This is a genomic window from Thermomonospora echinospora (assembly GCF_900108175.1).
Taxonomy (GTDB): Bacteria; Actinomycetota; Actinomycetes; order Streptosporangiales; family Streptosporangiaceae; genus Thermomonospora; species Thermomonospora echinospora.
This window is the reverse complement of sequence record NZ_FNVO01000001.1, coordinates 725520-749950: the sequence shown is the minus strand read 5'-3', so window position 1 is coordinate 749950 and position 24431 is coordinate 725520. Positions and strand designations below refer to the sequence as shown.

General features: G+C 71.3%; 24 protein-coding genes. 16 read left to right on the top strand and 8 right to left on the bottom strand.

Features of this window, described 5'->3' with window-relative positions:
* Nucleotides 1–55: 55 nt before the first annotated feature.
* From C4U03_RS03400 to C4U03_RS03375, 6 genes are read left to right on the top strand one after another with little or no spacing between them, the layout of a single operon-like run.
* The gene (locus C4U03_RS03400) at nucleotides 56–1042 is read left to right on the top strand and encodes a phosphotriesterase family protein (RefSeq protein WP_103936090.1); all 987 of its coding nucleotides are present in this window, start codon (nucleotides 56–58) and stop codon (nucleotides 1040–1042) included.
* A 50-nt stretch (nucleotides 1043–1092) separates the two neighbouring features.
* Nucleotides 1093–2049: a phosphotriesterase family protein gene (locus tag C4U03_RS03395; RefSeq protein ID WP_103936089.1), complete on the top strand. Its 957-nt coding sequence runs from the start codon at nucleotides 1093–1095 to the stop codon at nucleotides 2047–2049.
* A gap of 13 nt (nucleotides 2050–2062) precedes the next feature.
* The gene (locus tag C4U03_RS03390; RefSeq protein WP_103936088.1) at nucleotides 2063–3196 is read left to right on the top strand and encodes an FAD-dependent oxidoreductase; all 1134 of its coding nucleotides are present in this window, start codon (nucleotides 2063–2065) and stop codon (nucleotides 3194–3196) included.
* A gap of 4 nt (nucleotides 3197–3200) precedes the next feature.
* Nucleotides 3201–4127, top strand: a complete 927-nt coding sequence (locus tag C4U03_RS03385; protein WP_103936087.1) for an alpha/beta hydrolase — start codon at nucleotides 3201–3203, stop codon at nucleotides 4125–4127.
* Nucleotides 4124–5062, top strand: a complete 939-nt coding sequence (locus C4U03_RS03380; protein ID WP_103936086.1) for an MBL fold metallo-hydrolase — start codon at nucleotides 4124–4126, stop codon at nucleotides 5060–5062. Before C4U03_RS03385 ends, C4U03_RS03380 begins: the two co-directional genes overlap by 4 nt.
* 24 nt (nucleotides 5063–5086) lie before the next feature.
* Nucleotides 5087–6817 (top strand): CocE/NonD family hydrolase, encoded by a 1731-nt coding sequence (locus C4U03_RS03375; protein WP_103936085.1) that lies wholly within the window; start codon nucleotides 5087–5089, stop codon nucleotides 6815–6817.
* A gap of 92 nt (nucleotides 6818–6909) precedes the next feature.
* Here the strand turns inward: C4U03_RS03375 and C4U03_RS03370 are convergent, their stop codons facing one another.
* Complete coding sequence (locus tag C4U03_RS03370) at nucleotides 6910–7686, bottom strand: IclR family transcriptional regulator (protein WP_103936084.1); 777 nt, start codon at nucleotides 7684–7686, stop codon at nucleotides 6910–6912.
* Between the two features lie 66 nt (nucleotides 7687–7752).
* On the opposite strand from C4U03_RS03370, the gene C4U03_RS03365 reads away from it, so the two are divergent.
* Genes C4U03_RS03365 through C4U03_RS03350 form a run of 4 tightly spaced genes read left to right on the top strand, consistent with a single transcriptional unit; the run spans nucleotide 7753 to nucleotide 11817 of the window.
* On the top strand, nucleotides 7753–8922 hold the full coding sequence (locus C4U03_RS03365) for a cupin domain-containing protein (protein WP_103936083.1): 1170 nt from the start codon (nucleotides 7753–7755) through the stop codon (nucleotides 8920–8922).
* On the top strand, nucleotides 8919–9767 hold the full coding sequence (locus tag C4U03_RS03360; protein ID WP_103936082.1) for a fumarylacetoacetate hydrolase family protein: 849 nt from the start codon (nucleotides 8919–8921) through the stop codon (nucleotides 9765–9767). The genes C4U03_RS03365 and C4U03_RS03360 overlap by 4 nt, the downstream gene beginning before the upstream one ends.
* Complete coding sequence (locus C4U03_RS03355; RefSeq protein ID WP_103936081.1) at nucleotides 9767–10477, top strand: maleylpyruvate isomerase family mycothiol-dependent enzyme; 711 nt, start codon at nucleotides 9767–9769, stop codon at nucleotides 10475–10477. The genes C4U03_RS03360 and C4U03_RS03355 overlap by 1 nt, the downstream gene beginning before the upstream one ends.
* Nucleotides 10468–11817 carry an FAD-dependent oxidoreductase gene (locus C4U03_RS03350; protein ID WP_235017612.1) on the top strand — a complete coding sequence of 450 codons (1350 nt, stop codon included), beginning with the start codon at nucleotides 10468–10470 and terminating at the stop codon, nucleotides 11815–11817. The genes C4U03_RS03355 and C4U03_RS03350 overlap by 10 nt, the downstream gene beginning before the upstream one ends.
* Before the next feature lie 93 nt (nucleotides 11818–11910).
* Here the strand turns inward: C4U03_RS03350 and C4U03_RS03345 are convergent, their stop codons facing one another.
* Entirely contained in the window at nucleotides 11911–13122 is a 1212-nt protein-coding gene (locus C4U03_RS03345) for a cysteine desulfurase-like protein (protein ID WP_103936080.1), read from the bottom strand.
* A 151-nt stretch (nucleotides 13123–13273) separates the two neighbouring features.
* On the bottom strand, nucleotides 13274–14293 hold the full coding sequence (locus C4U03_RS03340; RefSeq protein ID WP_103936079.1) for an oxygenase MpaB family protein: 1020 nt from the start codon (nucleotides 14291–14293) through the stop codon (nucleotides 13274–13276).
* A 90-nt stretch (nucleotides 14294–14383) separates the two neighbouring features.
* Here C4U03_RS03340 and C4U03_RS03335 point away from each other — a divergent pair, with 90 nt between their 5' ends.
* The gene (locus C4U03_RS03335) at nucleotides 14384–15007 is read left to right on the top strand and encodes a TetR/AcrR family transcriptional regulator (protein ID WP_235017611.1); all 624 of its coding nucleotides are present in this window, start codon (nucleotides 14384–14386) and stop codon (nucleotides 15005–15007) included.
* 31 nt (nucleotides 15008–15038) lie between these two features.
* Here C4U03_RS03335 and C4U03_RS03330 read toward each other — a convergent pair whose 3' ends face one another.
* Nucleotides 15039–15623 (bottom strand): TetR/AcrR family transcriptional regulator, encoded by a 585-nt coding sequence (locus C4U03_RS03330; protein WP_103936078.1) that lies wholly within the window; start codon nucleotides 15621–15623, stop codon nucleotides 15039–15041.
* Nucleotides 15624–15695: 72 nt separating this feature from the next.
* Here C4U03_RS03330 and C4U03_RS03325 point away from each other — a divergent pair, with 72 nt between their 5' ends.
* Entirely contained in the window at nucleotides 15696–16841 is a 1146-nt protein-coding gene (locus C4U03_RS03325) for an acyl-CoA dehydrogenase family protein (protein ID WP_103936077.1), read from the top strand.
* 24 nt (nucleotides 16842–16865) lie between these two features.
* Here C4U03_RS03325 and C4U03_RS03320 read toward each other — a convergent pair whose 3' ends face one another.
* From C4U03_RS03320 to C4U03_RS03310, 3 genes are all read right to left on the bottom strand, one after another.
* Nucleotides 16866–17507 carry a class I SAM-dependent methyltransferase gene (locus C4U03_RS03320; protein ID WP_103936076.1) on the bottom strand — a complete coding sequence of 214 codons (642 nt, stop codon included), beginning with the start codon at nucleotides 17505–17507 and terminating at the stop codon, nucleotides 16866–16868.
* 207 nt (nucleotides 17508–17714) lie between these two features.
* Nucleotides 17715–18041 carry a histone-like nucleoid-structuring protein Lsr2 gene (locus C4U03_RS03315; protein WP_103936075.1) on the bottom strand — a complete coding sequence of 109 codons (327 nt, stop codon included), beginning with the start codon at nucleotides 18039–18041 and terminating at the stop codon, nucleotides 17715–17717.
* A 478-nt stretch (nucleotides 18042–18519) separates the two neighbouring features.
* On the bottom strand, nucleotides 18520–18999 hold the full coding sequence (locus C4U03_RS03310; protein ID WP_235017610.1) for a MarR family winged helix-turn-helix transcriptional regulator: 480 nt from the start codon (nucleotides 18997–18999) through the stop codon (nucleotides 18520–18522).
* A gap of 90 nt (nucleotides 19000–19089) precedes the next feature.
* On the opposite strand from C4U03_RS03310, the gene C4U03_RS42370 reads away from it, so the two are divergent.
* The 4 genes from C4U03_RS42370 to katG all read left to right on the top strand — a co-directional run bounded on the left by C4U03_RS42370 (nucleotide 19090) and on the right by katG (nucleotide 23155).
* Nucleotides 19090–19218, top strand: a complete 129-nt coding sequence (locus tag C4U03_RS42370) for a hypothetical protein (RefSeq protein ID WP_268817482.1) — start codon at nucleotides 19090–19092, stop codon at nucleotides 19216–19218.
* A gap of 28 nt (nucleotides 19219–19246) precedes the next feature.
* The gene (locus tag C4U03_RS03305; RefSeq protein ID WP_146087247.1) at nucleotides 19247–20119 is read left to right on the top strand and encodes an amidohydrolase family protein; all 873 of its coding nucleotides are present in this window, start codon (nucleotides 19247–19249) and stop codon (nucleotides 20117–20119) included.
* A gap of 333 nt (nucleotides 20120–20452) precedes the next feature.
* The gene (locus tag C4U03_RS03300; protein WP_103936073.1) at nucleotides 20453–20890 is read left to right on the top strand and encodes a Fur family transcriptional regulator; all 438 of its coding nucleotides are present in this window, start codon (nucleotides 20453–20455) and stop codon (nucleotides 20888–20890) included.
* A 33-nt stretch (nucleotides 20891–20923) separates the two neighbouring features.
* Nucleotides 20924–23155, top strand: coding sequence for a catalase/peroxidase HPI (gene katG / locus C4U03_RS03295; RefSeq protein ID WP_103936072.1), 2232 nt, complete (start codon nucleotides 20924–20926; stop codon nucleotides 23153–23155).
* An 83-nt stretch (nucleotides 23156–23238) separates the two neighbouring features.
* Here the strand turns inward: katG and C4U03_RS03290 are convergent, their stop codons facing one another.
* A complete protein-coding gene (locus C4U03_RS03290) occupies nucleotides 23239–24357 on the bottom strand; it encodes a lysylphosphatidylglycerol synthase transmembrane domain-containing protein (RefSeq protein WP_160146900.1) in 1119 nt (372 codons plus the stop codon).
* Nucleotides 24358–24431 lie beyond the last annotated feature (74 nt).

Sequence of the window (24431 nt, the reverse complement as noted above, 5' to 3'; positions counted from 1 at the left end):
ACCATTCACATCACGGCGTGACCACGGTCACTCGCCGAGACCGAAAGGAGTGCCCGTGACAGGTGCCCAGACCGCCGAGAACGCCACCGTCAACACCGTCCTCGGCCCCGTTCCCGCGCAGGAGCTGGGGGTCGTCTCGATTCACGAGGCCCTGCTGTCGGTGGTTCCGGGAGCGGAGTACGCGTTCGACATCACCCTCGACCGTGCCGAGATCTTCGCGACCCTGGCCGAGAAGCTGCAGGACTTCCGCAGGCACGGCGGCGGGACGATCGTCGACAGCACCGGCATGTTCCACGGGCGCGATGTGCGGCTGTACGAGGCCCTCTCGCGCACGACCGGCGTGCACATCGTCGCGTCGACGGGCCAGGGCCCCGAGGAGATGCTCGGCGGCTACTTCCTGACGCCGCAGACCGACCCCCCGACGCCATGGCCGGCCGAGAAGTTCGCCGACCTCTTCGCCAAGGAGGTCACCGAGGGCATGGTGGTCCCCCGTGTCGAGCGGCGGGGCGCCGCGGGCCTCGTGGCCACCGCCGCGAGCCTCGCGGGCATGACCGCGACCGACGAGAGCCTGTTCCGCGGTGCGGCCCGCGCCGCCTTGACCACCGGCGTCCCGGTGTCCATCCGCTACGGGAACGATGCCGTACGCGACCTGCGGGTCGTCCTGGACGAGAAGCTGCCGGCCGGCCGCGTCGTCGTCGGCGGGCTCGACCGCAGGGACGCCGTCGCGGCCGGCGCGCCGATCAAGGTCGCGGCCCTCGGCGCCTACGTCGCCCTCGACCACGTGGGCACCGAGGACGACGCCCACGTCACCGACGCCGAGCGCGCCGCCCTGGTCGCCGAGCTGATCGAGGCCGGCCACGGCGGCCGGATCCTGCTCTCCAGCAACGCGACCGGCGTCGCCAAGGGCCACCCGGCCAACGAGGTGCGCTACAGCCACGTCCTGACCGCGTTCGTCCCCCTTCTCAAGGCACAGGGCCTCGGCGACGAGGACGTCCAGCGGATCCTCGTGGGCAACCCGCGCGACCTGCTGTCGACGCGCTGAGCGCGCGGCAGCCCACGACCATCGAGTTTCTTCCCTCAAAGGTGAGTGTTGTGTCGAGAGTGAACACCGTCCTGGGGCCGATCCCGACCGAGGAGCTGGGTCTCGTGGCCGTCCACGAGCACATCGGGTACGGCATGCCGGGCTCCGAGCTGGACACCACGTGGTGGAAGACCCCCGAGCAGCGGTACGCGGAGACCGTTCCGAAGCTGCGCCGGTTCCATGAGTACGGCGGCGGCACGTTCGTCGACGCGACCGGCATCTGCAACGGCCGGGACGTCGACTATTACCGGTCGCTGTCCGCGAAGACCGGCGTGCACATCGTCGCAAGCACCGGCTTCGTCGGCGGCGACACCGCGCTGCCGTTCTTCGCCCGGGCGAGCGTGGAGTACCTGGCCGAGCACTTCGTCCACGAGATCACCGTCGGCATCGGCGACACCGGCGGCCGCGCCGGCATCATCAAGGTGGGCGTGAGCCGCGGTGGCCGCATGACGGACCTGGACAAGCGCATCTACCGCGCGGCCGCCCGCGCCGCCCTGACCACCGGGGTCGGCATCCTGACCCACCTGGCCGTCGACGCCGAGAACGCGATCGCGATCTTCAACGAGGAGGGCCTTCCCCTCGACCGTGTGCTGTTCGGGCACGTGGACGACGGCGTCAACGCCGACAAGACCCGCGACACCTGGATCGCCGACCAGGGCGGCCGGATCGGCTTCGACACCTTCGGCTACGAGACCGAGCTTCCGGACCCGCCGTTCTGGGCCCGTCCGCGCAAGGAGCGCCTGGACCACTTCCTCCGGTTCATCAGCGGCGAGGGCCGCATCAGGCAGGTGCTCGCCTCGGCCGACGCCAACTGCAGCCCGCTGGGCTGGCCGGGCGTGCGGGGCCACACCGTCAACTACCTCTTCGAGGACCTCATCCCGGACCTGCGCGCCGCCGGTCTCGACGAGGCCGCCATCAAGACGATCTTCGTCGACAACCCCGCCGACTTCCTTTCGATCAAAAACTGACAAGGACCGAGCCATGCAGCCCGCAGAGCTGAAGAACCTGACCATCGCCGTCGTCGGCGCGGGGTACGGCGGCGCCGCCGCGGCCAAGGCCCTGAGCCTCCTCGGCGCCACCGTCAACGTCTACGAACAGGCGAGCCGGATCCGCGAGGTCGGGGCCGGCATCGGCCTGCGGCCGTCCACCATGGACCGGTTCCGCCAGTGGGGCATCGTCGACGCCATCCAGCAGGTCAGCTCCCCCAGCGACTACTTCGAGATCCTCACCGCCACCGCCGACCCGATCATGAAGGAGCCGTGGCCGGAGATCGACACCTTCGGCGAGCGGACCCACCTGATCCACCGCGGGGACTTCATCGAGGCCCTCCTGGGCGTGCTCCCCGAGGGCATGGTGCACCTCGGTCACAAGCTGGAGAGCGTTGGAGACGAGGGTGACAAGGCGACGCTGACCTTCGCCAACGGCGAGTCGGTCACCGCCGACCTGGTGGTCGGTGCCGACGGCATCAAGTCGGTCGTGCGCGGGCAGCTGTTCGGTGGCGGCCGGCCGGTGTTCTCCGGCGAGCACGCCTACCGCGCGGTGATCTCCGTCGACGACGCCCACGGGATGGCCGTCGACGACAACCTCCGGATGTACCTCGGCCGCGGCACGAAGGTCTACTTCCTGCCGCTGCGCCACCGCGGCCAGGTCTCGTTCGACATCACCGCCCTGTGTCCGGACAGCACCTGGACGCCCGCCGTCACCAAGGACGACCTGCTGAAAACCGTCGAGGGTTTCGACGAGCGGATCGTGAACATCACCCGCGGCCTGGACCTGGACGCCGTCAACTGCCGCGCGGTCTACGACATCGACCCGGTCGACACGTGGCACTCGGACTCCGTCGTCCTCGTGGGCGACGCGGCCCACTCGATGCTGCACCACCAGGGCCAGGGCGCGAACTCGGCGATCCTGGACGCCGGCGCCCTCGCCGACGCCCTCCAGGAGGCCGGCTCCGTCGGGGAGGCGCTGGCGCTCTACCAAGCCACCCGCAAGCCGGTGACCGACGAGCTACAGCGCATCTCGCGCCAGGGCTGGACCGAGGACGAGATCAACGACGTCTTCCCGGGCCAGAAGCCCGCCTCCCAGAAGCCCGCGTCCCCGAAGCCGGAGGCCTGACGCCATGCCGCTGCACCCCGACATCGCCCAGATCCTCGCCGGCCTGCCGGCGCCGCCTCCCGGCCCGCTCGACCCGGTCGCCATGCGCGCAGCGGAGGAGGCGCAGGTTCTTCCTCTGGAGGAGCGCCTGCCACTCCACTCGGTCGAGGACACCACGGCGCGGACTCCGGCGCGCGAGGTCCCCGTGCGGATCTACACGCCGGTCGAGGCCGACACGTACGGCCTGCTGATCTACTTCCACGGCGGCGCGTTCTTCCTCGGCAGCCTCGAAACGCACGACCACGTCGCGCGCTCCCTGGCCAAGGAGACCGGGCTCAAGGTCGTCTCCGTCGGCTACCGGCTGGCGCCCGAGCACGCCTTCCCGGCCGGTCTCAAGGACTGCTACGCCGCGGTCCGATGGGCCGCCGAGAACGGCGGGACCCTGGCCTGGGACGGCACGACGCTGGCCGTCGCCGGTGACAGCTCCGGCGGCACGTTCGTCGCCGCGGTCGCCGGCATGGCGCACGACGACGGCTTCGACCGGATCACCCACCAGGTGATGTTCTACCCCTCGCTCGATCTGGACTTCGACGTCGACCGCTACGCCTCGCTGCGCGAGAACGCCGTCGGCTACGGCCTGGAGACGGCGGGGCTGAAGCCGTTCAACGCCTTCTACCTCGGCAGCGGCGCCGACCCCGCCGATCCGCTGGTCTCGCCGATCAAGCGGGCCGACCTCACCGGGCTGCCGCCCGCGCTGATCGTGACCGCGGAGTACGACCCGATGCGTGATGAGGGCGAACTCTACGGCCGGCGTCTCAAGGGGGCCGGAGTCGACGCCACGGTGAGCCGCTACCCGGGCGCCGGCCACGGATTCGTGCAGCACTTCTCCTGGATCCCGGAATACCACCGGGTCTTCGAGGAGACGGCCGCCTTCCTGAAGGGCGAGTCATGACGCACGTGAACGTTCATCCCCTGGTCTCGCCGTGGGGTCGGTTCGGTCTGTACAGCTTCTTCATCGACGCCCCCCAGCCGGCCATCGTCGACACGGGGATCGCCTCCTCACCCACCGAGGGCATGGCCCCCGCGCTGGAGGCCGTCGGGCGCCGCATCGAGGACGTGCGCTGGATCCTGCTGACCCACGGTCATATCGACCACGTCGGCGGCGCCCACGCCCTGTGGGAACTCACCGGCCGGCGCGCGCAGGTGGTCATTCACCAGGCCGACGCCCCAATGCTGCGCTCACGCCGGGCGCATGTGGACGAGTACCTCCACGGTCGGGCGCGTTACCTGAACGACCCCGAGGGCGAGGCGAAGGTGACGGCCGCGGCCAATGCGGTCATCTCCGGCGAGATGGAGCCGACCATGCTGCTCAAGGGCGGCGAGACCCTCTCGCTCGGTGGCGGCGTCACCGTCTCCGTCCACGCGGTCCCCGGCCACACGCCCGGATCGGTGGCCTATGTGATCGACGGCCAGCGTTCGGTGTTCGTCGGCGACGCCGTCCAGGTCCACGGGGCCGCCAACGGCTTCCCCGGCTACATGGATCCGGCCGCGTACCGCGCCAGCCTGCGGTACCTGCGCGACGAGATCCGCCCGCGGCACCTGTACCTGGGGCACCCGTACCGCCGTGCGGACGGCATGCCGTACGGCGTCGAGCTCGACGCCGACCAGGCTCGGGAGGCGCTCCAGGGGAGCCTGGACATCGAGGCCGGTGTCGGCGAAGCGGCGTGCCGCTGCCTTCAGGACGGCCTGCGGGAGACGAACTCGCCGTACTCCCCGTTCGCCCCTGTCGCCGAGAGGCTCGGCTACACCGGCGATCCCACGCTCGAACCGTCGCCGTTCTTCACGTCGATGCACGGCTACCGCACGCACTTCGACCAGAACTCCTGACAGAGGACAAGGAATCTCGCACTCATGGCCGACTTCCAGACGATCCAGGCGGGCGAGCAGACGATCGCCGTCCGCAAGGACCTGCGGGTACCGATGCGCGACGGGGTCACCCTCGCGGTGGACGCCTACCACGGCACGGAGGACAGGCCGCGGCCGGCCCTGATCGCGATGAGCGCCTACGGCAAGGAGCTGCAGGCCCTCGCCCTCACCACGCCGCCGCAGCGCCGCCCCAGCCCGATGTGGGACGGCTGTATCGAGGCCGGTGACATCGCGCGCGTCGTCAAGGAGGACTACGTCCACGTCATCGGTGACATGCGCGGCACCGGTGACTCCGGCGGCGCGATGATCGGCAACTACAACGCCGGTGGCGTCCCCCAGGGTCAGGACCTGTACGACCTCATCGAATGGGTCGCCGAGCAGCCGTGGTGCGACGGGAACGTCGGCATGATCGGCATCTCCTACTTCGGGTCGATGCAGGTGGTCGCCGCGGCCGAGCGGCCGCCGCACCTGAAGGCGATCTTCGTCAGCGGCGGCCATTTCGACTTCTACGAGACCACCTACCACGGCGGCGTCATGTGGTTCATGCCGCGGGCCGCCCGCGAGGGGCGCGGCGGCGACTCCGGCATCGCGCACACCGACGTCAGGTCCCGTATGCAGGAGGTCCACTCCCCGGAGGAGCTCAAGAAACTCGTCGACGAGCGGCTCCGGGATCCGGACGTGGCCGCGTGGCCCAACCTCGTGCACGTGCTGAAGTACCCGAAGAACCGCGAGTTCTGGTTCGACATCGTGATGAACGACCTCGACGGGCAGTGGTACGAGGAGCGCAACCCCATCACGCTGGCCGAGAACATCGACATCCCGGTCTATCTGCAGATCGACCAGGGACGCGGCTGGACCGTGGACGGCCACATCGAGCTGTTCAACGTGCTGAAGGGTCCCAAGAAGCTGGACATCGGCTCCTACCCGCCGATGCAGTCGCGCCCCTGGATCGAGGAGCACGACAAGATGTTCCGCTGGTACGAGTACTGGCTCAAGGGCATCGACAACGGCATCATGGACGAGCCGGCCGTGAGCGTCTTCGTCGAGGGCTCGCGTGAGGTGGTCACCGCGCAGCAGTGGCCGCCGAAGGAGATCGAGTACAGGCCGCTGTACCTGCGCCCGCGCCACCGGCTCTCCTGGGAGCCCGAGCTGATGGGCGCCGAGCACGCCGCCCCGGACGGCTTCTACCAGGCACCGTTGACGGTGACCGACAAGGTGGAGATCGTCAGCTGGAGCACCGAGCCGTTCGAGGAGCCCACGGAGCTCATCGGCACCGGTGCGGCGCACCTGTTCGCCGAGATCGACCAGGACGACACGAACTTCATCATGCGGCTGTGGGACGTCGCCCCGAACGGAGGCCGCCAGCTGATCACCACCGGCTTCCTCAAGGCGTCGCACCGCGAGCTGGACGACCGGACGACCGAGGGCGACCCGTACCACCCGCACACCCGCGCCGTACCGGTGGTGCCCGGGAAGATCGAGGAGTACGTCCTGCGGCTCTACCCGTTCGCGGCGACGTTCGCCCCCGGCCACCGGCTGGTGGTGGAGCTGTCCAACGACGAACCGCTGGCCGACGCGCACAACTCGCTGCTGCCGCCGGACGCGTTCCACCTGCCGGTGGGCCGCCCCGTCACCCACAAGATCTATCGCGACGCCGCCCACCGGTCCCGGCTCGTACTGCCGTTCACGAAGCGCACCGCGGCGGAGAACGGGTAGCCGAACGTGGCCGAGCACGGCGTTCGGCCACGCGGCGGAAGCCGGCGCGCCGCCTCGTTCCACGGCGGCGCATCGCTTCACCCGGTATCCGTTCAGGCCGAGCGGGCGAGGTCGGCCCCGACGGCGCCCGCGGCGCGGGAAAGAATGTCGACCAGTGCCGGCAGCCGGCGCCGGTCGTAGCGTCCGCTCGGCATCGACACCGACAGCCCGGCGAGGGCGTCCCCGTCCGGGGCCCGGATCGGCACGCCGAGCGCCACCACGCCGCGCTCCGAGCGGCCCTGGTTGAGCACGAAACCGTTGCGCCGCACCCGGGCCAGCCGGGTCCGCAGCCGTGCCAGATCGGGCCGGTCCTCGGGGCGGTCGGCGTACCGCTCGGCCGGGTAGACCGCCGCGAGCTCCTCGTCGGTCAGCTCGGCCAGCAGCAGCAGTCCCGCCGTGGTGCGGTGGGCCGGGAACACCATGCCCTCTCGGGAGCCCACCCGCAGGCTCTGCGTGCACTCGACGCTGGCGATGAACCGGACCGTGTCCCCGGTGCGCACCGCCAGGTTGGCGGACTCGTCGAGCACGTCGACCAGCCGGTGCAGGTGCGGCAGGGCCGCCGCCCGCAGCCGGGACGCGACCGAGGGCGAGTGGGCGGCCAGTTCCAGGACCGGGCCGGCCCGGTAGAGGCGCCGCTCGTCCTGGACCGCGAAGTCCCGGTACACCAGCATCGCGAGCAGCCGGTGCGCGGTGGAACGGGCCACGCCCAGCCGCTCGGCCACCTCCGAGACGGTCAGCTCGCCCTCCAGTTGCAGCATCGCGGCGATCCGCAACGCATGATCGACACTGGTGATCAGGTAGGTGGGCGGATTCTTCAGCGGCTTGTCCATGGCCTCTCGATTCTGCACAGCAGAATTAGCCGTTCTTCAGAGTGAGACAGCAGCAACATTAACCGTATGAGCACCCCTGTGACCACGCCAGCGTCCCCGGTGCGGCTCCGGGCGACCGACGCGCCGGGCCAGCCCGACGTCACCCCCGCGCTCGAAGACCTCTACCGCGGTTTCGAGCGGGAGCTGCTGGTGCCGCTGTGGACGGAGATCGGCGACCTGATGCCGGCGCATCCCCGTTCGCGCGCGGTACCGCACCTGTGGCGCTGGGAGAACCTGCGCGGGCTCGCCGAGCGGGCCGGCGACCTCGTCCCGGTCGGCCGCGGCGGGGAACGGCGGGCGATCGCGCTGGCCAACCCGGGCCTGGGCGGCCGGCCCTTCGCAACCCCCACGCTGTGGGCCGCGATCCAGTACCTGATGCCCGGCGAGGACGCCCCCGAGCACCGTCACACCCAGCACGCCTTCCGCTTCGTCGTCGAGGGCGAGGGGGTGTGGACGGTCGTGAACGGCGACGCCGTCCCGATGCGCCGCGGCGACTTCCTGCCGCAGGCCGGCTGGAACTGGCACGCCCACCACAACGCGGCCGACGAGCCGATGGCCTGGATCGACGGCCTCGACATCCCGCTCCAGTACGCCTGTGAGGCGCAGTTCTTCGAGTTCGGCCGCGATGAGATCGGCGACGCCGAGCGGATCACGCCCGAGCGCTCCCGTTCCGAGCGGCTGTGGGCCCACCCCGGGCTACGTCCGCTGTCGGCCGGCGAACCCGGCCCGGGCACCCCGCTGCTGTCCTACAAGTGGGAGTTCACCGACCGCGCCCTGACCGACCAGCTCTCCCTGGAGTCCGAGGGCTTCGGAGGCACCGTCGAGCCCGGCCATGCCGCCGTCCGCTACACGAACCCGGCCACCGGCGCCGACGTCCTGCCCACGATCCGTGTCGAGATGCACCGCATCGTCCGCGGCGCGGAGACGACCCCGGTCCGCGAGACCGGCTCGTCGGTCTACCAGGTCTTCGATGGCTCCGGCACCGTCACCGTGGGCGACAGGACCTGGTCGGTCACCCGCGGTGACCTGTTCGTCGTCCCGTCCTGGGAATCCTTCTCCGCCCGCTCCGAGGCCGGCTCCACCGATTCCGACTCGGGCGCGCTGGACCTGTTCCGGTTCAGCGACTCCCCCGTCTTCGAAGCCCTCCGGCTCAACCGCACCCAGCACGACACCCGCACCGAAGGGACCACCCGATGAAGCTCGCCACCCTCCGCGTCGACGGCTCGACCCGGGCCGTACGGCTCGACGGCGACCGGCTGGTCGACCTCGGCGCCGCCGACCTCGGCGAACTGCTCTCCCAGGGCGGCTGGGCCGCCAACGCCGCGGCCGTCGACGCGAGCGCTGCCAGGACCTACCCCGCCGAGGGCGCGGACTTCGCGCCGGTCGTGCCGCGCCCCTCGAAGGTCGTCTGCGTGGGGCTCAACTACAAGAACCACATCCAGGAGATGGGCCGCGAGCTTCCGCAGTATCCCACCTTGTTCGCGAAGTTCGCCGACTGCCTCATCGGCGCCACCGATGAGATCGCCCGCCCGGAGGAGACCACCGAGTTCGACTGGGAGGTCGAACTCGCCGTGGTGATCGGCGCGCCGGCCCGCCGCGCCAGGGGCGCGGAGGCCGAGGCCGCGATTGCCGGGTTCACCGTCCTCAACGACATCACCTGCCGGGACTGGCAGTTCCGCACCCGCGAGTGGCTGCAGGGCAAGATGTGGGACTCCTCCACCCCGGTCGGCCCGTACGTCGTCACCCCGGACGAGTTGCCCGGCGGCGTACGTCCCGAGCTCGAGGTCAGGCTCAGCGTCGACGGCGAGGTCATGCAGCACGACAACACCGGCGATCTGCTCTTCGACCCGGTCGCGCTGGTGGAGTACGTCTCGACGGTGGTGCGCCTGCACCCCGGCGACATCATCGCCACCGGCACGCCCGGCGGTGTCGGCCACGCCCGCGACCCCAAGCGCTATCTGACCGGCGGCGAGCGCGTCGTCACCGAGATCCAGGGCATCGGCCGGCTCGAGAACACCGTGGCCGAGGAGAGCGCAGCCTGATGCGCCGCACCTTCGAGGACGCGCTGAGCTGGAGCGCGGCCGGCACCGAACTGTTCCTCGACGCGGTCGCCGGGTGGGGTGAGGAGCAGTACCTCGCCCCCTCCGGACTCCCCGACTGGACCCGCAAGCACCTGGTGGCGCACGTGGCGGCGAACGCCGACGCGCTGGGCAACCTGGTGCGCTGGGCCGCGACCGGTGAGGAGACCCCGATGTACTCCTCGCGTGAACAGCGCAACGCCGACATCGAGGCCGGTTCCCAGAAGCCGGCCGCCGAACTGGCCGCCTGGTTGCACGAGTCCGCGGACCGGCTCGCCGTCGGCACCGCCGCCCTGAGCTCCGCCCAGTGGAACGCCGAAGTGGTCACCGCCCAGGGCCGCACGGTCCCCGCGACCGAGATCCCATGGCTGCGTTCGCGCGAGGTCTGCGTACACACCGTCGACCTGGCCACCGGTGTCTCCTTCGCCGACCTTCCCGCCGGCTTCCTGGCCGCCTTGGCCGACGACATCACGGGCAAGCGCGGCAACGCTCCCGGGCCCGCGCTCGTTCTCACCGCCGCCGACACTGGCGACCGCTGGGAACTGCTCGGTGAAGACGACGCCACCGCGGTCGCCGGCCCCCTCGCAGAGGTCACGGCGTACCTCGCCGGCCGTCCGCACACCCTGACCGCGACCGACGGCTCCCCCGCTCCGACGCTGCCGGCGTGGTTGTGAGCGTCCACGGCACCGAGGAGAGCAACGTGACCACCTCCCCTTCTGCGTACCCCGTTGACGTCCTGATCGTCGGAGGCGGCATCGGCGGCCTGAGCGCGGCCTTCGCCCTCGCCCGCGAGGGCCTGCGGGTGCGCGTGCTGGAGCAGGCCCGCGAGTTCGGCGAGGTCGGCGCCGGCCTCCAGATCGCGCCCAACTGCACCCGGATCTTGCACGACTACGGCCTGCTCGACGAGGCCAAGCACCTCGGCGTGCTGCCGAAGAGCATGGTGATGCGCGACGCCGTCGACGGCAGCGAGCTGACCCGTCTGGACCTGGTCGACCTGGAACGCGAGTACGGCTTTCCGTACATGGTCATCCACCGCAGCGACCTGCACGGCATCTTCCTGCGCGCCTGCCGGCGCGCGGGAGTCGACCTGATCACCGACGCCCGGGTCAGCGGCTACGAGAACACCGTGTCCGGCGCCCGGGTCCTGCTGGCGGACGGCCGCGTCGACAAGGCCCGGATCGTCATCGCCGCCGACGGCCTGCACTCCGTCGCGCGTAGGCTCCTGGTCGACGACGAGCCGGTCAGCTCCTCCTACGTCGCCTACCGCGCCGCCCTACCCATCGAACAGGTCGGCCGGGACGTCGACCTCAGCGAGGTCTCGGTCCACGTCGGCCCGCGCTGCCACTTCGTCCGCTACGGGCTGCGCGGCGGCGCGATGCTCAACCAGGTCGCGGTCTTCCAGTCCCCCAAGGCCCTCGCGGGCGAGGAGGACTGGGGCACACCCGACGAACTCGACGACGCCTTCGCCGCGACCTGCCCGGACGTCCAGGCCGGCATCCCGCTGATGTGGCGCGACCGCTGGTGGCGGATGTTCGACCGCGACCCCATCATGACGTGGGGCGACGGCGGCATCGCGCTGCTCGGCGACGCCGCCCACCCGCCGCTGCAGTACATGGCGCAGGGCGCGATCATGGCCATCGAGGACGGCTGGGTGCTCGCCAAGCACGTCGCCGCGCGCCGCGCCGAGGACGGCTCGATCGACTGGCAGGGCGCCCTGGCGGCCTACGAGGCCGTCCGCCCCGAGCACTGCCGGCGCGTCCTGACCACGGCCCGCGCCTGGGGCGAGCTGTGGCATCTGGACGGCGTCGCCCGCCTCCAGCGCAACACGCTCCTACGGGCCCGTGACACCTACGACTACTCCTTCACCGATTGGATCTATGGCCCCACGGCGCTGACGCCGGAGGAGGAGCCGCCGATGTTCTCGCCGATCCCACTGGATTCCGTGGACGTCTCCGGCCTGGCCGACAGGGTGGAGGCATCCCCGGTACCGGCCGAGCACTCACCAGGAGCCTGACGAAGATCTTGGCCGGCGCTGTCTGAGCGCAGGCAGGTCGCGGGCGTGCCGGGCGCGGACCTCCCCGGCGGCGGGGAACCGAGGTGATTCTCCTCAGCCGGGCTGCCGCAGGAAGTCCGCCAGTCCCTGGAGCAGGCGGTCGACGTCCTCGGCGTTGTTGTACGGGGCCAGGCCCACGCGGAGCCCTCCGTCGTCACCCAGGCCGATCCTGCGCGACGCCTCCAGCGCGTAGAAGGAGCCGGACGGTGCGACGACGCCGCGTTCGGCGAGGTGGTGGTAGGCGTCGACCGTGCTGCGGCCGTCGATGGTCATCAGGAGCGTCGGGGTGCGTTCGGCCGCCCGTGAGTGCACGGTGACGGGCTCCAGCGCCGACAGTCCTTCCTCGATGCGGCGCCGCAGCACGTCCTCGTGCTCCTCGAGTGCCGCGAACGCGGAGACGAGCCGCGCACGGCGTCCGCCTTCGGTCCGCGGGCCGAGACCGGCGATGAAGTCGACCGCGGCGCGGGCGCCCGCCAGCAGCTCGTAGGGAAGGGTGCCGAGCTCGAACCGCTCGGGGACCACGTCCGTCGAGGGCAGCAGCTTGTCCGGCCGCAGAGTGTCCAAAAGCTCGGGGCGGCTCGCGAGCACACCCAGGTGGGGACCGAGGAACTTGTACGGCGAGCAGGCGAAGAAGTCCGCGCCCAGCCGCTCGACATCGACGGACACGTGCGCGGCGTAGTGCACACCGTCGACGTAGAGCAACGCTCCGGCGTCATGGACTGACCGGGAGATCTCGGCGACCGCCGGACGGGTGCCGATCAGGTTGGAGGCGGCGGTGACCGCCACCAGGCGGGTGCGTTCGGACAGCACCGCGCCGATCGCCTCGGGGTGCAGCTCGCCGGTCGCGGGGTCGAAGTCCGCCCAGCGCACCGTGGCCCCGGCGCTCTGCGCGGCCTGGATCCACGGCCGGATGTTGGAGTCGTGGTCCAAGCGCGTGACGACGACCTCGTCGCCCGGGGACCACGTCTTGGCGAGGGCCCGCGCGAAGTCGTAGGCCAGTTGCGTGGCGCTGCGCCCGAAGACGATGCCGGACGGGTGCGCGCCCAGGAAGTCCGCCATGGCCTGCCGGGCGTCGCCGACGATCGTGTCCGCGTTGCGCTCCCCTGGCGTGCCGTGCCCGCGGTTCGACAGCGGGTTCGCCAGCGCGTCGGCGATGGCGTCGATGACGGGCAGCGGCGTCTGCGTGCCACCGGGCCCGTCGAAGTGGGCGCACCCGGCCTTCAGGGAAGGGAACTGCGCGCGGACGGCGGCGACGTCGTAGGCCATGGGAACTCCTCGTACGACCCGGAGGCCAGGCGCTTCGAGCGGCGCCCGGCCGTCCGACGATCGGTGAAATGCTTCCCGAAGTCTGCCATTGCGCCGTTCTCCACCGCCGTACCGCCCGGCTCGCGGGGACCGTTGACGACGCGGCCTGCTCTCAGGCCATGGCTTCAGCCTCGGCGCGGCTGCGGACGGGGTCGGTGCCGGGCTCGTAGCCGGGTGCAGTGGGGGCGCCGGTGGTGCCGGCGGCGACTCTGGCCTGTGCCTGCTGGAATTCCTTGATCGGGCCGGAGATGGCGTGGGGGGCGTTGAGGGCCAGCCAGAGGACGGTGCGGCGGGCTCTTCCTTCGACGGGGTTGGGCGGCAGGTGCATGACCATGCGGGCGGCCCAGTCGGGAAGGGTGTCGCGGACGGCCCAGTCCATGAACGGGCCGGTGAGCAGGGTGGTGGGGGTGTCGCGGAGGTTGGGGCCGGTGCGGGCGGCCTTGCCGGGGGTGACAGCCAAGCGGGGCAGGTACGCCCGCAGGCATTCGAGGGTTTCGGCCTTGGTGGTGGGAAGGTCGGTGCCGCCGAGGGCATGGCCGACGCGGACGAATTCGCGGTAGTAGCCGTCCAGGTCCTTCCCGCGGAGCGGACGGGGGTGGTAGCGCTCGTGTGCGGTGGCCAGGCCCCACACGACGGTGGCGTAGTTCCAGCGCAGCCAGTCGGGGTCGTCGGCGTCGTAGGCGAGACCGTCGGGGCGGTGGCCCTTGACGGTGTGGTGCATGGCGCGCACGGTCCGGGCGAGGCGTTCGGCGGTCTCGGTGGATCCGTAGGCGGTGCCGATGAAGAACGACAGGGAGTGCCCGAACCGCACGGCGGCCCCTTCGATGTCGAACTCGCCGGTGGGACGTCCTTCGGCGTCCTTGGCGGTGAGCCTGGAGTGGTCGACGCCCATCCAGTAGATGCTGGGGTCCAGCCCTTCCAGATAGGCCGCGCACGCCAGCCCGAAGGACAAGATCGGCGTGTGGGAGTGCACGTACCACACGGCGCTGTCGGGACCGAACCAACCGGGGTCGCCCACGGGCCCGGCGAAGTCGAGCCCCCTGAAGAAGCGGGACCGTACCTGGGTGTCGAAATAGCCGTCGAACCGTTCTGCGAGGGTCCGGGCGAGCGCACGATGAGGCAGGGGGATCATGCCGGCTCCCAACTCTGGCTACAGGTGTGGCCAGAATACGGCATTTCTGGCTACGGGTGTAGCCAGAGTTGGGACGGCTAGGCTGAGGCGGTGGCGAACGACACGGAGACCGCGGCGACCCGGTGGGCGGGCATGCCGCTGGCCGCCCGGCGCGACGAGCGCCGCGCCCGGCTGGTGGCGGCGGCGTTCGCGCTGTTCGGCACGGAGGGCGAGGCAGGAGTGTCGGTACGCGCGGTATGCCGGGCCGGCAGGCTGCACGCCCGCTACTTCTACGAGAGCTTCGCCGACACCGACCAGCTCCTCGGCGCGGTCTACGACAAGGTGGCCGCCGAGCTGACCGAACGCCTGAGGACGGCCCTGGAGGCGACCGGCGACGACCTGGCGGAAAGGCTCCGGGCGGGCATCCACGGCGTGCTGGAGTTCAGCTCGGCCGACCCGCGCCGGGGCCGGGTGCTGTTCACCGAGGCCCGCGCCAACCCCGTGCTGGCCGGCCGCCGGGAGGCCACCCAGACGGCGTTGATGGACGCCGTCCTGCAGCAGGAGACCCGCACGCACCCCGCGGCCGACCCGCGCCTGGCACGGGTGCGGGCCGCGATGTTCACCGGCGCGATGGTGGAACTCGCCCAGCAATGGCTGGCCGGCGGCCTGGGCGACGATCTGGACATCGTCGTCGAGCACGCCGCCGCACTGCTCCTGGCACAGCATCCGTCGTGAGAGCGCGGTCAAAGACGAGGCGGCCGGCGGTTCAAGCCTCGCGGCCGGAGGCGGTGGACATGCGGGCGATGATGAGGTCGGCGAGCGCCGCGTAGGCGGCCGAGTCGGCAAGGCCGGTCATCGCCTTGATCTCGCCGCGGTGGACGGCCTCCATCACCAGGCCGGCGACGGCGCCGACGAAGGAGGCGTCCGCGTCGGGCGAGGCCTCGCCGACCAGTTCCCGCACGCGCCGCGCCGCGATCTGGGTGTTCTGCCGGTAGATCTCCCGGGCCGGGGGGAAGGCGTCCAGGTCGGTGAAGAAGGCCGGTGACGCGGGCGCCAGTTCGGCCGAGATCGCGCGCAGATAGGCGCCGACCCGCCGGCCCGGGTCGGCGCCGGTGTCGACGGCCGCCTCCACGCGTTCGGCCGCGCGGCGGAAGAACGCCCGCACCACGGTGACGATGATCTGCTCCCGGCTCGCGGCGACCAGGTACAGCGTCGTCTTCGAGCAGCGCAGGGCGGCGGCCAGGTCGGCCACGCTCAGCTCGGCGAACCCCCGATCGAGGAACACCTCGATGAGCCGGTCGACGAGGGCCTCGCGCCGCCGTTCCGCCTTCGTCCGGGATGCCGTGGCCATGGCCGGAGAGTACCAAAAACGGTTCCTCGGTACTAAGGTTGGTATTCTCCGGTAGGGCGAAAGGAGTCCCTCATGCCAGCCACCCGGCATCTGCCCACCCCCGAGTCGGCGGACCTCATCGCGCTCACCCGCGAGATCGCCGCCAAGGAGCTGACGCCCCGGGTGGACGCCGCCGAGCGCACCGGGACGTTCCCGCGTGAGGTGTTCGCGACGCTGGGCGAGGCGGGACTGCTGAGCCTGCCCTACCCCGGCCGGTACGGCGGCGGCGACCAGCCCTACGAGGTCTACCTGCAGGTGCTGGAGGAGATCGGCGCGGTGTGGGCGAGCGTGGGCGTCGGGGTGAGCGTGCACGCGCTGTCGTGCTTCCCGCTGCTGGCGTTCGGGACGGACGAGCAGCGGGCCAGGTGGCTGCCCGACATGCTGTCCGGGACGCGGCTGGGCGCCTACTGCCTGTCGGAGGCGCACGCCGGCTCCGACCCGGCCGCGATGCGCGCCAAGGCGGTACGGGACGGCGACTCCTACGTGCTCAACGGCGCCAAGGCCTGGACGACCCACGGCGGCGAGGCCGACTTCTACACGGTCATGGCCCGTACGTCCGACGAGGGTGCGCGCGGCATCTCCTGCTTCCACGTGCCCGCCGACACCCCGGGCCTGGAGTTCGACCGGCCCGAGGACAAGATGGGCCTGATGGGGTCCACGACCGCCACCGTCCGCCTGGTGGACGCGCGCATCCCCGCCGACCACCTGATCGGGCAGGAGGGGCAGGGCCTGTCCATCGCACTGGCGGGCCTGGACGCCGGGCGGCTGGGCATCGCCGCGGTCGCCACCGGCCTGGCCCAGGGGGCGCTGGACGCCGCCGTCGCCTACGCCCGGGAGCGTGAGGCGTTCGGCAAGCCGATCATCGACCATCAGGGGCTGGCGTTCGTGCTGGCCGACATGGACGCCGCGGTGGAGTCGGCGCGGGCCACCTACCTGGCGGCGGCACGGCTGAAGGACGCCGGCCACCCCTACGGCCGGCACGCCTCGATCGCCAAGCTGGTCGCCACCGACAACGCCATGAAGGTCACCACCGACGCCGTCCAGGTGCTCGGCGGCGCCGGCTACACCCGCGACTTCCCGGTCGAGCGCTACATGCGCGAGGCCAAGGTGATGCAGATCTTCGAGGGCACCAACCAGATCCAGCGCCTGGTCATCTCCCGCCACCTCGCCCGCCGGTAGCCGCTGAAGCGGCGACGGGCGCGGTCACGGGTGCGCTGCGGGGGCGGTGGCGGTGCCGAGGATCTGCGGGGCGGCGGGGAAGGGAATGCCGGTGTCGGCGGAGGTGAGCCGTTGCAGGCGGGTGATGGTGAAGCCGGCCTGCTCCATGGCGGCGGCGGTGTCGCGGCCGGTGTGGCAGCCGCCGCCCAGCCGCGGCCACACGGTGGCGTCCAGGGCGCGCTGGATGCGGCGGCGGCCCGGGGTGGCGGCGGCGACGTGCTCGAAGAACCGCAGTTGCCCGCCCGGACGCAGGACCCGCGCGATTTCGGCCAGCGCGACGGCCTGGTCGGGGACCGAGCACAGCACCAGGGAGGAGACCACGGCGTCGTAGGAGGCGTCGTCGGCCGGGAGCCGTTCGGCGACGCCGTCGATCACCTCGATGGGCACCGGGGCCCGCCGGGCGGCGGCCTGGGCGAGGCGGCGCAGGTGGGGTTCGGGTTCGACGGCGAGGACAGCGGTCACCTCGGGCGGGTAATGAGCGAAGCCGGCACCGGTGCCCGCCCCGATCTCGATGACGCGCCCGGCCAGGCCGGCCGACAGACTGTGGCGGTGGACGGCCATCCGGCCTTCCCACCGCGGGCTGGCCCGGGCGTAGTAGCGGGCGAACAACGGATGCCGGCGGGCCATCGACCAGATCCCTCCTGAGGCGGCTCATACGACGACCATCGTCACGCCGGCCACCACGGCGAGGAGAAACCGTCCGCCGTGAACGGTCGGCCGGGTATTACGGTGGGGTGTGAAGGCCTCCGGTGTGGTGCGGTCCTGAACGGCTCCACCGCACTGGAGGACTTCACGATGTTCCCGCGACCGCCGGCAACGCCGTAATCAATACCTCTAGTGGGCGGCTTCGTACTGCTCCACGACCGAGGCCGGGATACGTCCGCGCTCATTGACCTGGATGCCGCGCGCTTTGGCCCATGCCCGGATGTCGGCGCTGCGCTCACGGCTGCCGGTCGGCCGCGCCTTCCGGCTGCGACCCTGCCCGCGTGACGCCTTGCGCGCATGGTCGACGAAGGGGTCGAGGGCCTCCCTGAGCCTCTTGGCGTTGTCGCCGCTGAGGTCGATCTCGTATTCGGCGCCGTCGAGGCCGAACTTCACCGTCTCGTCCGCGGTGCCGCCGTCGAGGTCATCGACCAGCAGGACCTGAACCTTCTGTGCCAAGGTATTCTCCTTTTCAACGCGCATTCACATGACGATGCAGACTATATCCACTGGCGGGAGTCCGGTGGCCGGTCTCCAGAATCAGCCGATATCCGCCTGAGCGGCCGGCGGCGCCGACTCGGCAGGAGCAAAGACGCGACGGCACGGGCAACGATTCGCACAGTGCGTCCCCGCGCGGGTCGCCCGCGCCGCAGACGCCATCTCGATCGCGACAAGCATGAGCCGCAGAAAAAACCCGCTGCTCCACGGCCGTGGCGGCGTGTCATCGCCCGGCTGAAGACCGGGGCAATTTTACGCAGACTCCGCCGTCGCCCCATCACGCCGACCACATCGCCAAAGCCATCTGCGCCCTGCAAGCACGCGAGGCCCAACGCCTACCGGAAAAGGGCTCACTCGGCATAGGGCAGCAGACGCCCCGCGGCGCGGAGCGGCCGGCGAGCGGCACCCCCTGCCGATGGCCGGGAGTTGCCCGGGGGTTTCACAAGAGGGTGCGCCAGGTGCGGGACAGGGCATGGCGGAACTGCGCCACCTGCTGTGAGGTCAGGTCGCCGGTCATGTGCTCCTCAAGCCGGCGGACGGGCTCGGCGAGGTCGGCCAGCAGCGCCCGGCCCGTGTCGGTGAGGTGGATCAGCAGTTCCCGGCGGTTGGCGGGGTTGCGCTCCCGGCGGATCAGGCCGCGGTTCTCCAGGGCACGGACCATATCGGCCATGGACTGGGCGGTGACGAACGAGTCACGGGCCAGCTGGGCCGCCGACAGGCCGTCGTGGCGTTCCAGCACGGTGAGGGCCGTGTACTGCAGCGCGGTGACGCCCGCGGGCCGCACCAGCCCCTCCAGACGCGACCGGGCGGCCAGCTCCAGCCGTTTGACCATGTAGAGCAGCGACGGGGGCGCCTTGACGGCGGCCGGGCCGGCCGGCGTCGACTCGCTCCCTGGTTCCCCACCCGACGATCCCACCACCGGTCCAGGCTAGACGATTGACAGGAAACCTGATCGACCTGACACTACGAACCAGCAGGAATCCTGTCGATTGGGAGAACGGGGACGGGTATGCGGCCGGACGGCAGGGTGGCGGTCGTCGCCGGGCAAGCGAGTGGGATCGCCGAGCACTGGCGCACGGGCGTGGGCGCCGAGCCCAAGACCTGCGACATCCCCGCTCCCAAGGCACCGGAGGCCTGAGATGAACGACCTGGCGATCACCCCCTCGATCGACGTCGACCGGCTGACCGCGATCGACGTGCACACCCACGCGGAAATTTCCAGGGACGGCCACGGATCGCTGAGCCCGGAGCTGTTCGGCGCCTCCGAGGAGTACTTCAAGGCGCACGGCCACCGGCAGCCCACCATCGCCGAGATGGCCGCCTACTATCGCGAGCGGAACATGGCGGCGGTGGTGTTCACCGTGGACGCCGAGCACGCCACCGGATGGCCGCGCATCTCCAACGAGGAGGTCGCCGAGAGCTGCGCCGCCCATCCGGACGTGCTGATCCCGTTCGCCAGCGTCGACCCGTGGAAGGGCAGGGCGGGCGTGCGGGAGGTCCGGCGGCTGGTCGAGCGGCACGGGGTACGGGGGTTCAAGTTCCACCCCAGCATCCAGGGCTTCTCCCCCGACGACCCGATGGCCTACCCGCTGTACGAGGCGATCGAGGAGCTGGGCGTCCCGGCGCTGTTCCACACCGGCCAGACCGGCATCGGCGCGGGCGTGCCGGGCGGCGGAGGCATCCGGCTGAAGTACTCCAACCCGATGCTGATCGACGACGTGGCCGTCGACTTCCCCGAGCTGCGAATCATCCTGGCGCACCCGTCGTTCCCCTGGCAGGACGAGGCACTGGCGGTCGCCACCCACAAGCCGCACGTCCACATCGACCTGTCCGGCTGGTCGCCCAAGTACTTCCCCCCACAGCTGGTGCGGTACGCCAACAGCCTGCTCAAGGACAAGGTGCTGTTCGGCTCCGACTACCCCGTCATCACCCCGGACCGCTGGCTGGCCGACTTCGACACGCTCGACATCAAGCCCGAGGTCCGTCCCAGGATCCTCAAGGACAACGCCGCGCGGCTGCTCGGCCTGGTCCGCGGCTGACGGGCCGCTCGGCGATGCCATCGCCTGTTGCCACTCGGCCCTCTCTCCCGTCATCCCTCCGTTCGACGACCCGCGCAACGTCCAGGGCGTGCGCACGAGCGTCGGCCACGACCTGGAGAAGGTCCGGTGCGGCGGCCGCCGCCCTCTTCCGCCATCGGCCTCGCGTGCGCATACTCGTCCTCGTCCCGTCCCCGACAGTTGACCGTGACGCGTTCCAACCCGCGGCCCGGACAGCACGTCACGCCGCGGCTGGCGACGCCACCTGACACGTCACCAAAGTTGGATGATTCGTTCTCTTGAATCATTCGTGTTTATGGCTGTAGGTTGAGCGCCATGACCGCATCCCAGACCCCGACCACCGCCGAAGAGCTGCGCGGTGCCGGCCTGCGGGTGACGGCCGCCCGCGTCGCGCTGCTCGAGACCGTCCGGGACGGCGACCACCTCGGTGTCGAGGCGATCGCCGCCGGAGTGCGCGCGCGCGTGGGCCACGTCTCTGTCCAGGCGGTGTACGAGGCCCTGCACGCGCTCACCGCGGCGGGACTCGTGCGCCGCATCGAACCGGCCGGCAGCCCGGCTCGGTTCGAGGGACGCGTCGGGGACAACCACCACCACCTCGTGTGCCGGTCGTGCGGCACCGTCGCCGACGTCGACTGCGCGGTCGGCGAGGCGCCCTGCGTGACCGCGTCCGAGGACCACGGTTTCTCGATCGACGAGGCCGAGGTCATCTACTGGGGCCTGTGCCCCGTCTGTTCCACCGCCGGCGGTTCCTGAGCACCGTGACCCGCCCACTCCGGAAGGATTCCCATGACCGAGAACCATGATGCGATCGTCGTCGACCCGAAGGCGGAGGGCGAGGGCGGCTGCCCGGTCGCGCACGAGCGCGCGCTGCACCCGACCCAGGGCGGCGGCAACCGCCAGTGGTGGCCGGAACGACTCAACCTGAAGATCCTGGCCAAGAACCCCGCCGTGGCCAACCCCCTCGGCGAGGAGTTCAACTACGCCGAGGCGTTCAACGGCCTCGACCTGCCGGCCGTGAAGCGGGACATCGCCGAGGTGCTGACGACCTCGCAGGACTGGTGGCCGGCCGACTTCGGCCACTACGGCCCGTTCATCATCCGGATGGCGTGGCACAGCGCGGGCACCTACCGGATCAGCGACGGCCGCGGTGGCGCAGGGTCCGGCCAGCAGCGCTTCGCGCCCCTCAACAGCTGGCCGGACAACGCCAACCTCGACAAGGCCCGCCGCCTGCTGTGGCCGGTCAAGAAGAAGTACGGCCAGCAACTGTCCTGGGCCGACCTGCTGGTCCTGGCCGGCAACGTCGCCCTGGAGACGATGGGCTTCAAGACCTTCGGCTTCGCCGGCGGCCGTGAGGACGTCTGGGAGCCGGAGGAGGACGTCTACTGGGGCCCGGAGACCGCCTGGCTGGACGACCGGCGTTACACCGGTGACCGCGAGCTGGAGAACCCGCTGGGCGCGGTCCAGATGGGCCTCATCTACGTCAACCCGGAGGGCCCGAACGGCAACCCGGACCCGGTCGCCTCGGCCCGCGACATCCGGGAGACGTTCCGCCGGATGGCGATGAACGACGAGGAGACGGTCGCCCTGATCGCGGGCGGTCACACCTTCGGCAAGACCCACGGCGCGGGCCCGTCGGACCACGTCGGCCCCGACCCCGAGGCCGCCTCGCTCGAGGAGCAGGGCCTGGGCTGGAGGAACAGCTTCGGCACCGGCAAGGGTGGCGACACGATCACCAGCGGTCTGGAGGGCATCTGGACGCCCACCCCGGTGCAGTGGGACAACAGCTTCTTCGAGACCCTGTTCGGCTATGAGTGGGAGCTGTTCACCAGCCCCGCCGGCGCGCACCAGTGGCGGCCGAAGGACGGCGCCGGCGCCGACACCGTGCCCGACGCCCACGACCCGTCCAAGCGGCACGCCCCGACGATGCTGACCACCGACCTCGCGCTCCGGTTCGACCCGGTCTACGAGCAGATCTCGCGGCGCTTCCTGGAGAACCCGGACGAGTTCGCGGACGCCTTCGCCAAGGCGTGGTTCAAGCTGACCCACCGCGACATGGGCCCGGTCGCGCGTTACCTCGGCCCGGAGGTCCCGAGCGAGACGCTGCTGTGGCAGGACCCGCTGCCGCCGGTGACGCACGAGCTCATCGACGCCGAGGACATCGCCTCCCTCAAGGGGCAGATTCTCGCCTCGGGTCTGTCGGTGTCCCAGCTGGTGACCACCGCGTGGGCGGCGGCCTCGTCGTTCCGCGGCAGCGACAAGCGCGGCGGCGCCAACGGTGCGCGCATCCGCCTCGAGCCGCAGAACGGCTGGGAGGTCAACAACCCCGACGAGCTGGCGACGGTGCTGCGCACCCTGGAGGGCGTCCAGCAGTCCTTCAACGCCGCGCAGACCGGCGGCAAGCAGGTCTCGCTCGCCGACCTGATCGTGCTCGGCGGGGTCGCGGCCGTCGAGCAGGCCGCCAGGACCGCCGGCCACGACATCGAGGTTCCCTTCACGCCGGGCCGCGTGGACGCGTCGCAGGAGCAGACCGACGCGGAGTCGTTCGCCGCGCTTGAGCCGATCGCCGACGGGTTCCGCAACTACGTCGGGAAGGGCAACCGGCTGCCGGCCGAGTACCTGCTGCTCGACAAGGCGAACCTGCTCACCCTGAGCGCCCCGGAGATGACGGTCCTGGTCGGTGGCCTGCGCGCGCTGGGCGCGAACTACGACGGCTCCTCGCTCGGCGTCTTCACCGAGACCCCGGGGGCGCTGACCAACGACTTCTTCGTCAACCTGCTCGACCTGGGCACGACGTGGAAGGCGACGTCCGAGGACGCGACCTCGTTCGAGGGCCGCGACGCCGCCACGGGCGAGGTCAAGTGGACCGGCACCCGCGCCGACCTGGTCTTCGGGTCGAACTCCGAGCTGCGCGCGCTGGCGGAGGTCTACGCCGCCGATGACGCCAAGGAGAAGTTCGTGCGGGACTTCGTCGCCGCGTGGGACAAGGTGATGAACCTGGACCGGTTCGACCTGTCCTGACCGTGACGTCCGGGCCGGCCCACGCCGGCCGGCCCGGACGTTCCCGGCCCGACGATCTCGCCGGGCTCACCGCGATGTACCGCTCACCCACCTGACAGGGCCGCTTCGCGCCCGCCGCCATGGCCGCGCTCAGCATGTGGCGCAGCCACCCGACCGTGTTCGCCGCAGGGTCCGTCATGGCCGTGCTGTGCCTCGGGGCGGTCGCCGGGCGCCGAGGCGGCCTTCCCGCGGTTGCGGACGGTCGCGGCCGTGAGGAGGCCGATGGGAACGGGTGCCCAGTGGGTGACGGCCCGGAAGATGAGAACGCCCGACACGGCGCTTGTGGTCTCCATGCCAGTGGCGGCGAGCAGCGCCACGAGCGCCGCTTCGGTGGAGCCGAGACCTCCCGGCCCCGGGATGACGCCCCCGGCGGCGGCACCGACCATGTAGACGACGATCAGGACGCCGAACCGGTCCCAGGAGACGGCGCCGGGGATCGCCAGCACGCTCAGCGCGAACGCCACGCCCATGACCAGGGTGGTGGCGGCCGAGGCGACCAGCATGACCGCCAGATCGCGGGGACGGCGCAGCAGCAGTGCCCCGGCGGCGACGGGGCCGGACAGCCGGTCGCGCAGGAACCAGGCCGCCGCCACGGCCGGGACCACGACGACGGCGGCGATGATGAGCACCGGGCGGGCCATGCCGCGCAGTTGCTCCCCCAGATGCGGCAGCAGGAGGCCGTCGCCCGCGGTCATCGCGATCGGGACCATCGCCGCGAACAGCAATAGGTCGGCGAGCGCGCCGCCGACCTGGAGAACGCCGGCCAAGGCCAGCGCGCGGGACGCGGGGACCCCCTGGCCGGACAGGTAGCGGGCGTTGACCGCCACGGTACCGACACCGCCCCCGGTGATCCTGTTCGCCGTCGCCCCGGTGAACTGGGCCATGGTCGCGTGCAGCAGGGGCAGGCGCCGGCCGGCGACGCCGCGCAGGGCCACGGCGGAGAACCAGAAATGCACGAACACGAGCACGGCCAGCGCGGGCACCACGGCCCAGTGCACCTCGGCCAAGACGTCGGCCGCCCCGGACACCGTGGCGGCCGCCTCGCCGTTGGACAGCAACAGACCCGCACCCGCCGCGAACCCGACCCCGACCACCGCCCACACGACGGTCCGCCCCCGGCCCGCCGCCCATGACCGGACGGCCTCGCGACCGACGGCGGGCATCCGGCCGGGAATCCCCCGAGCGGACGGACGCCCGGCTGAGACGACGCCCTGAACCATCGTTTCCTCCACAGTGA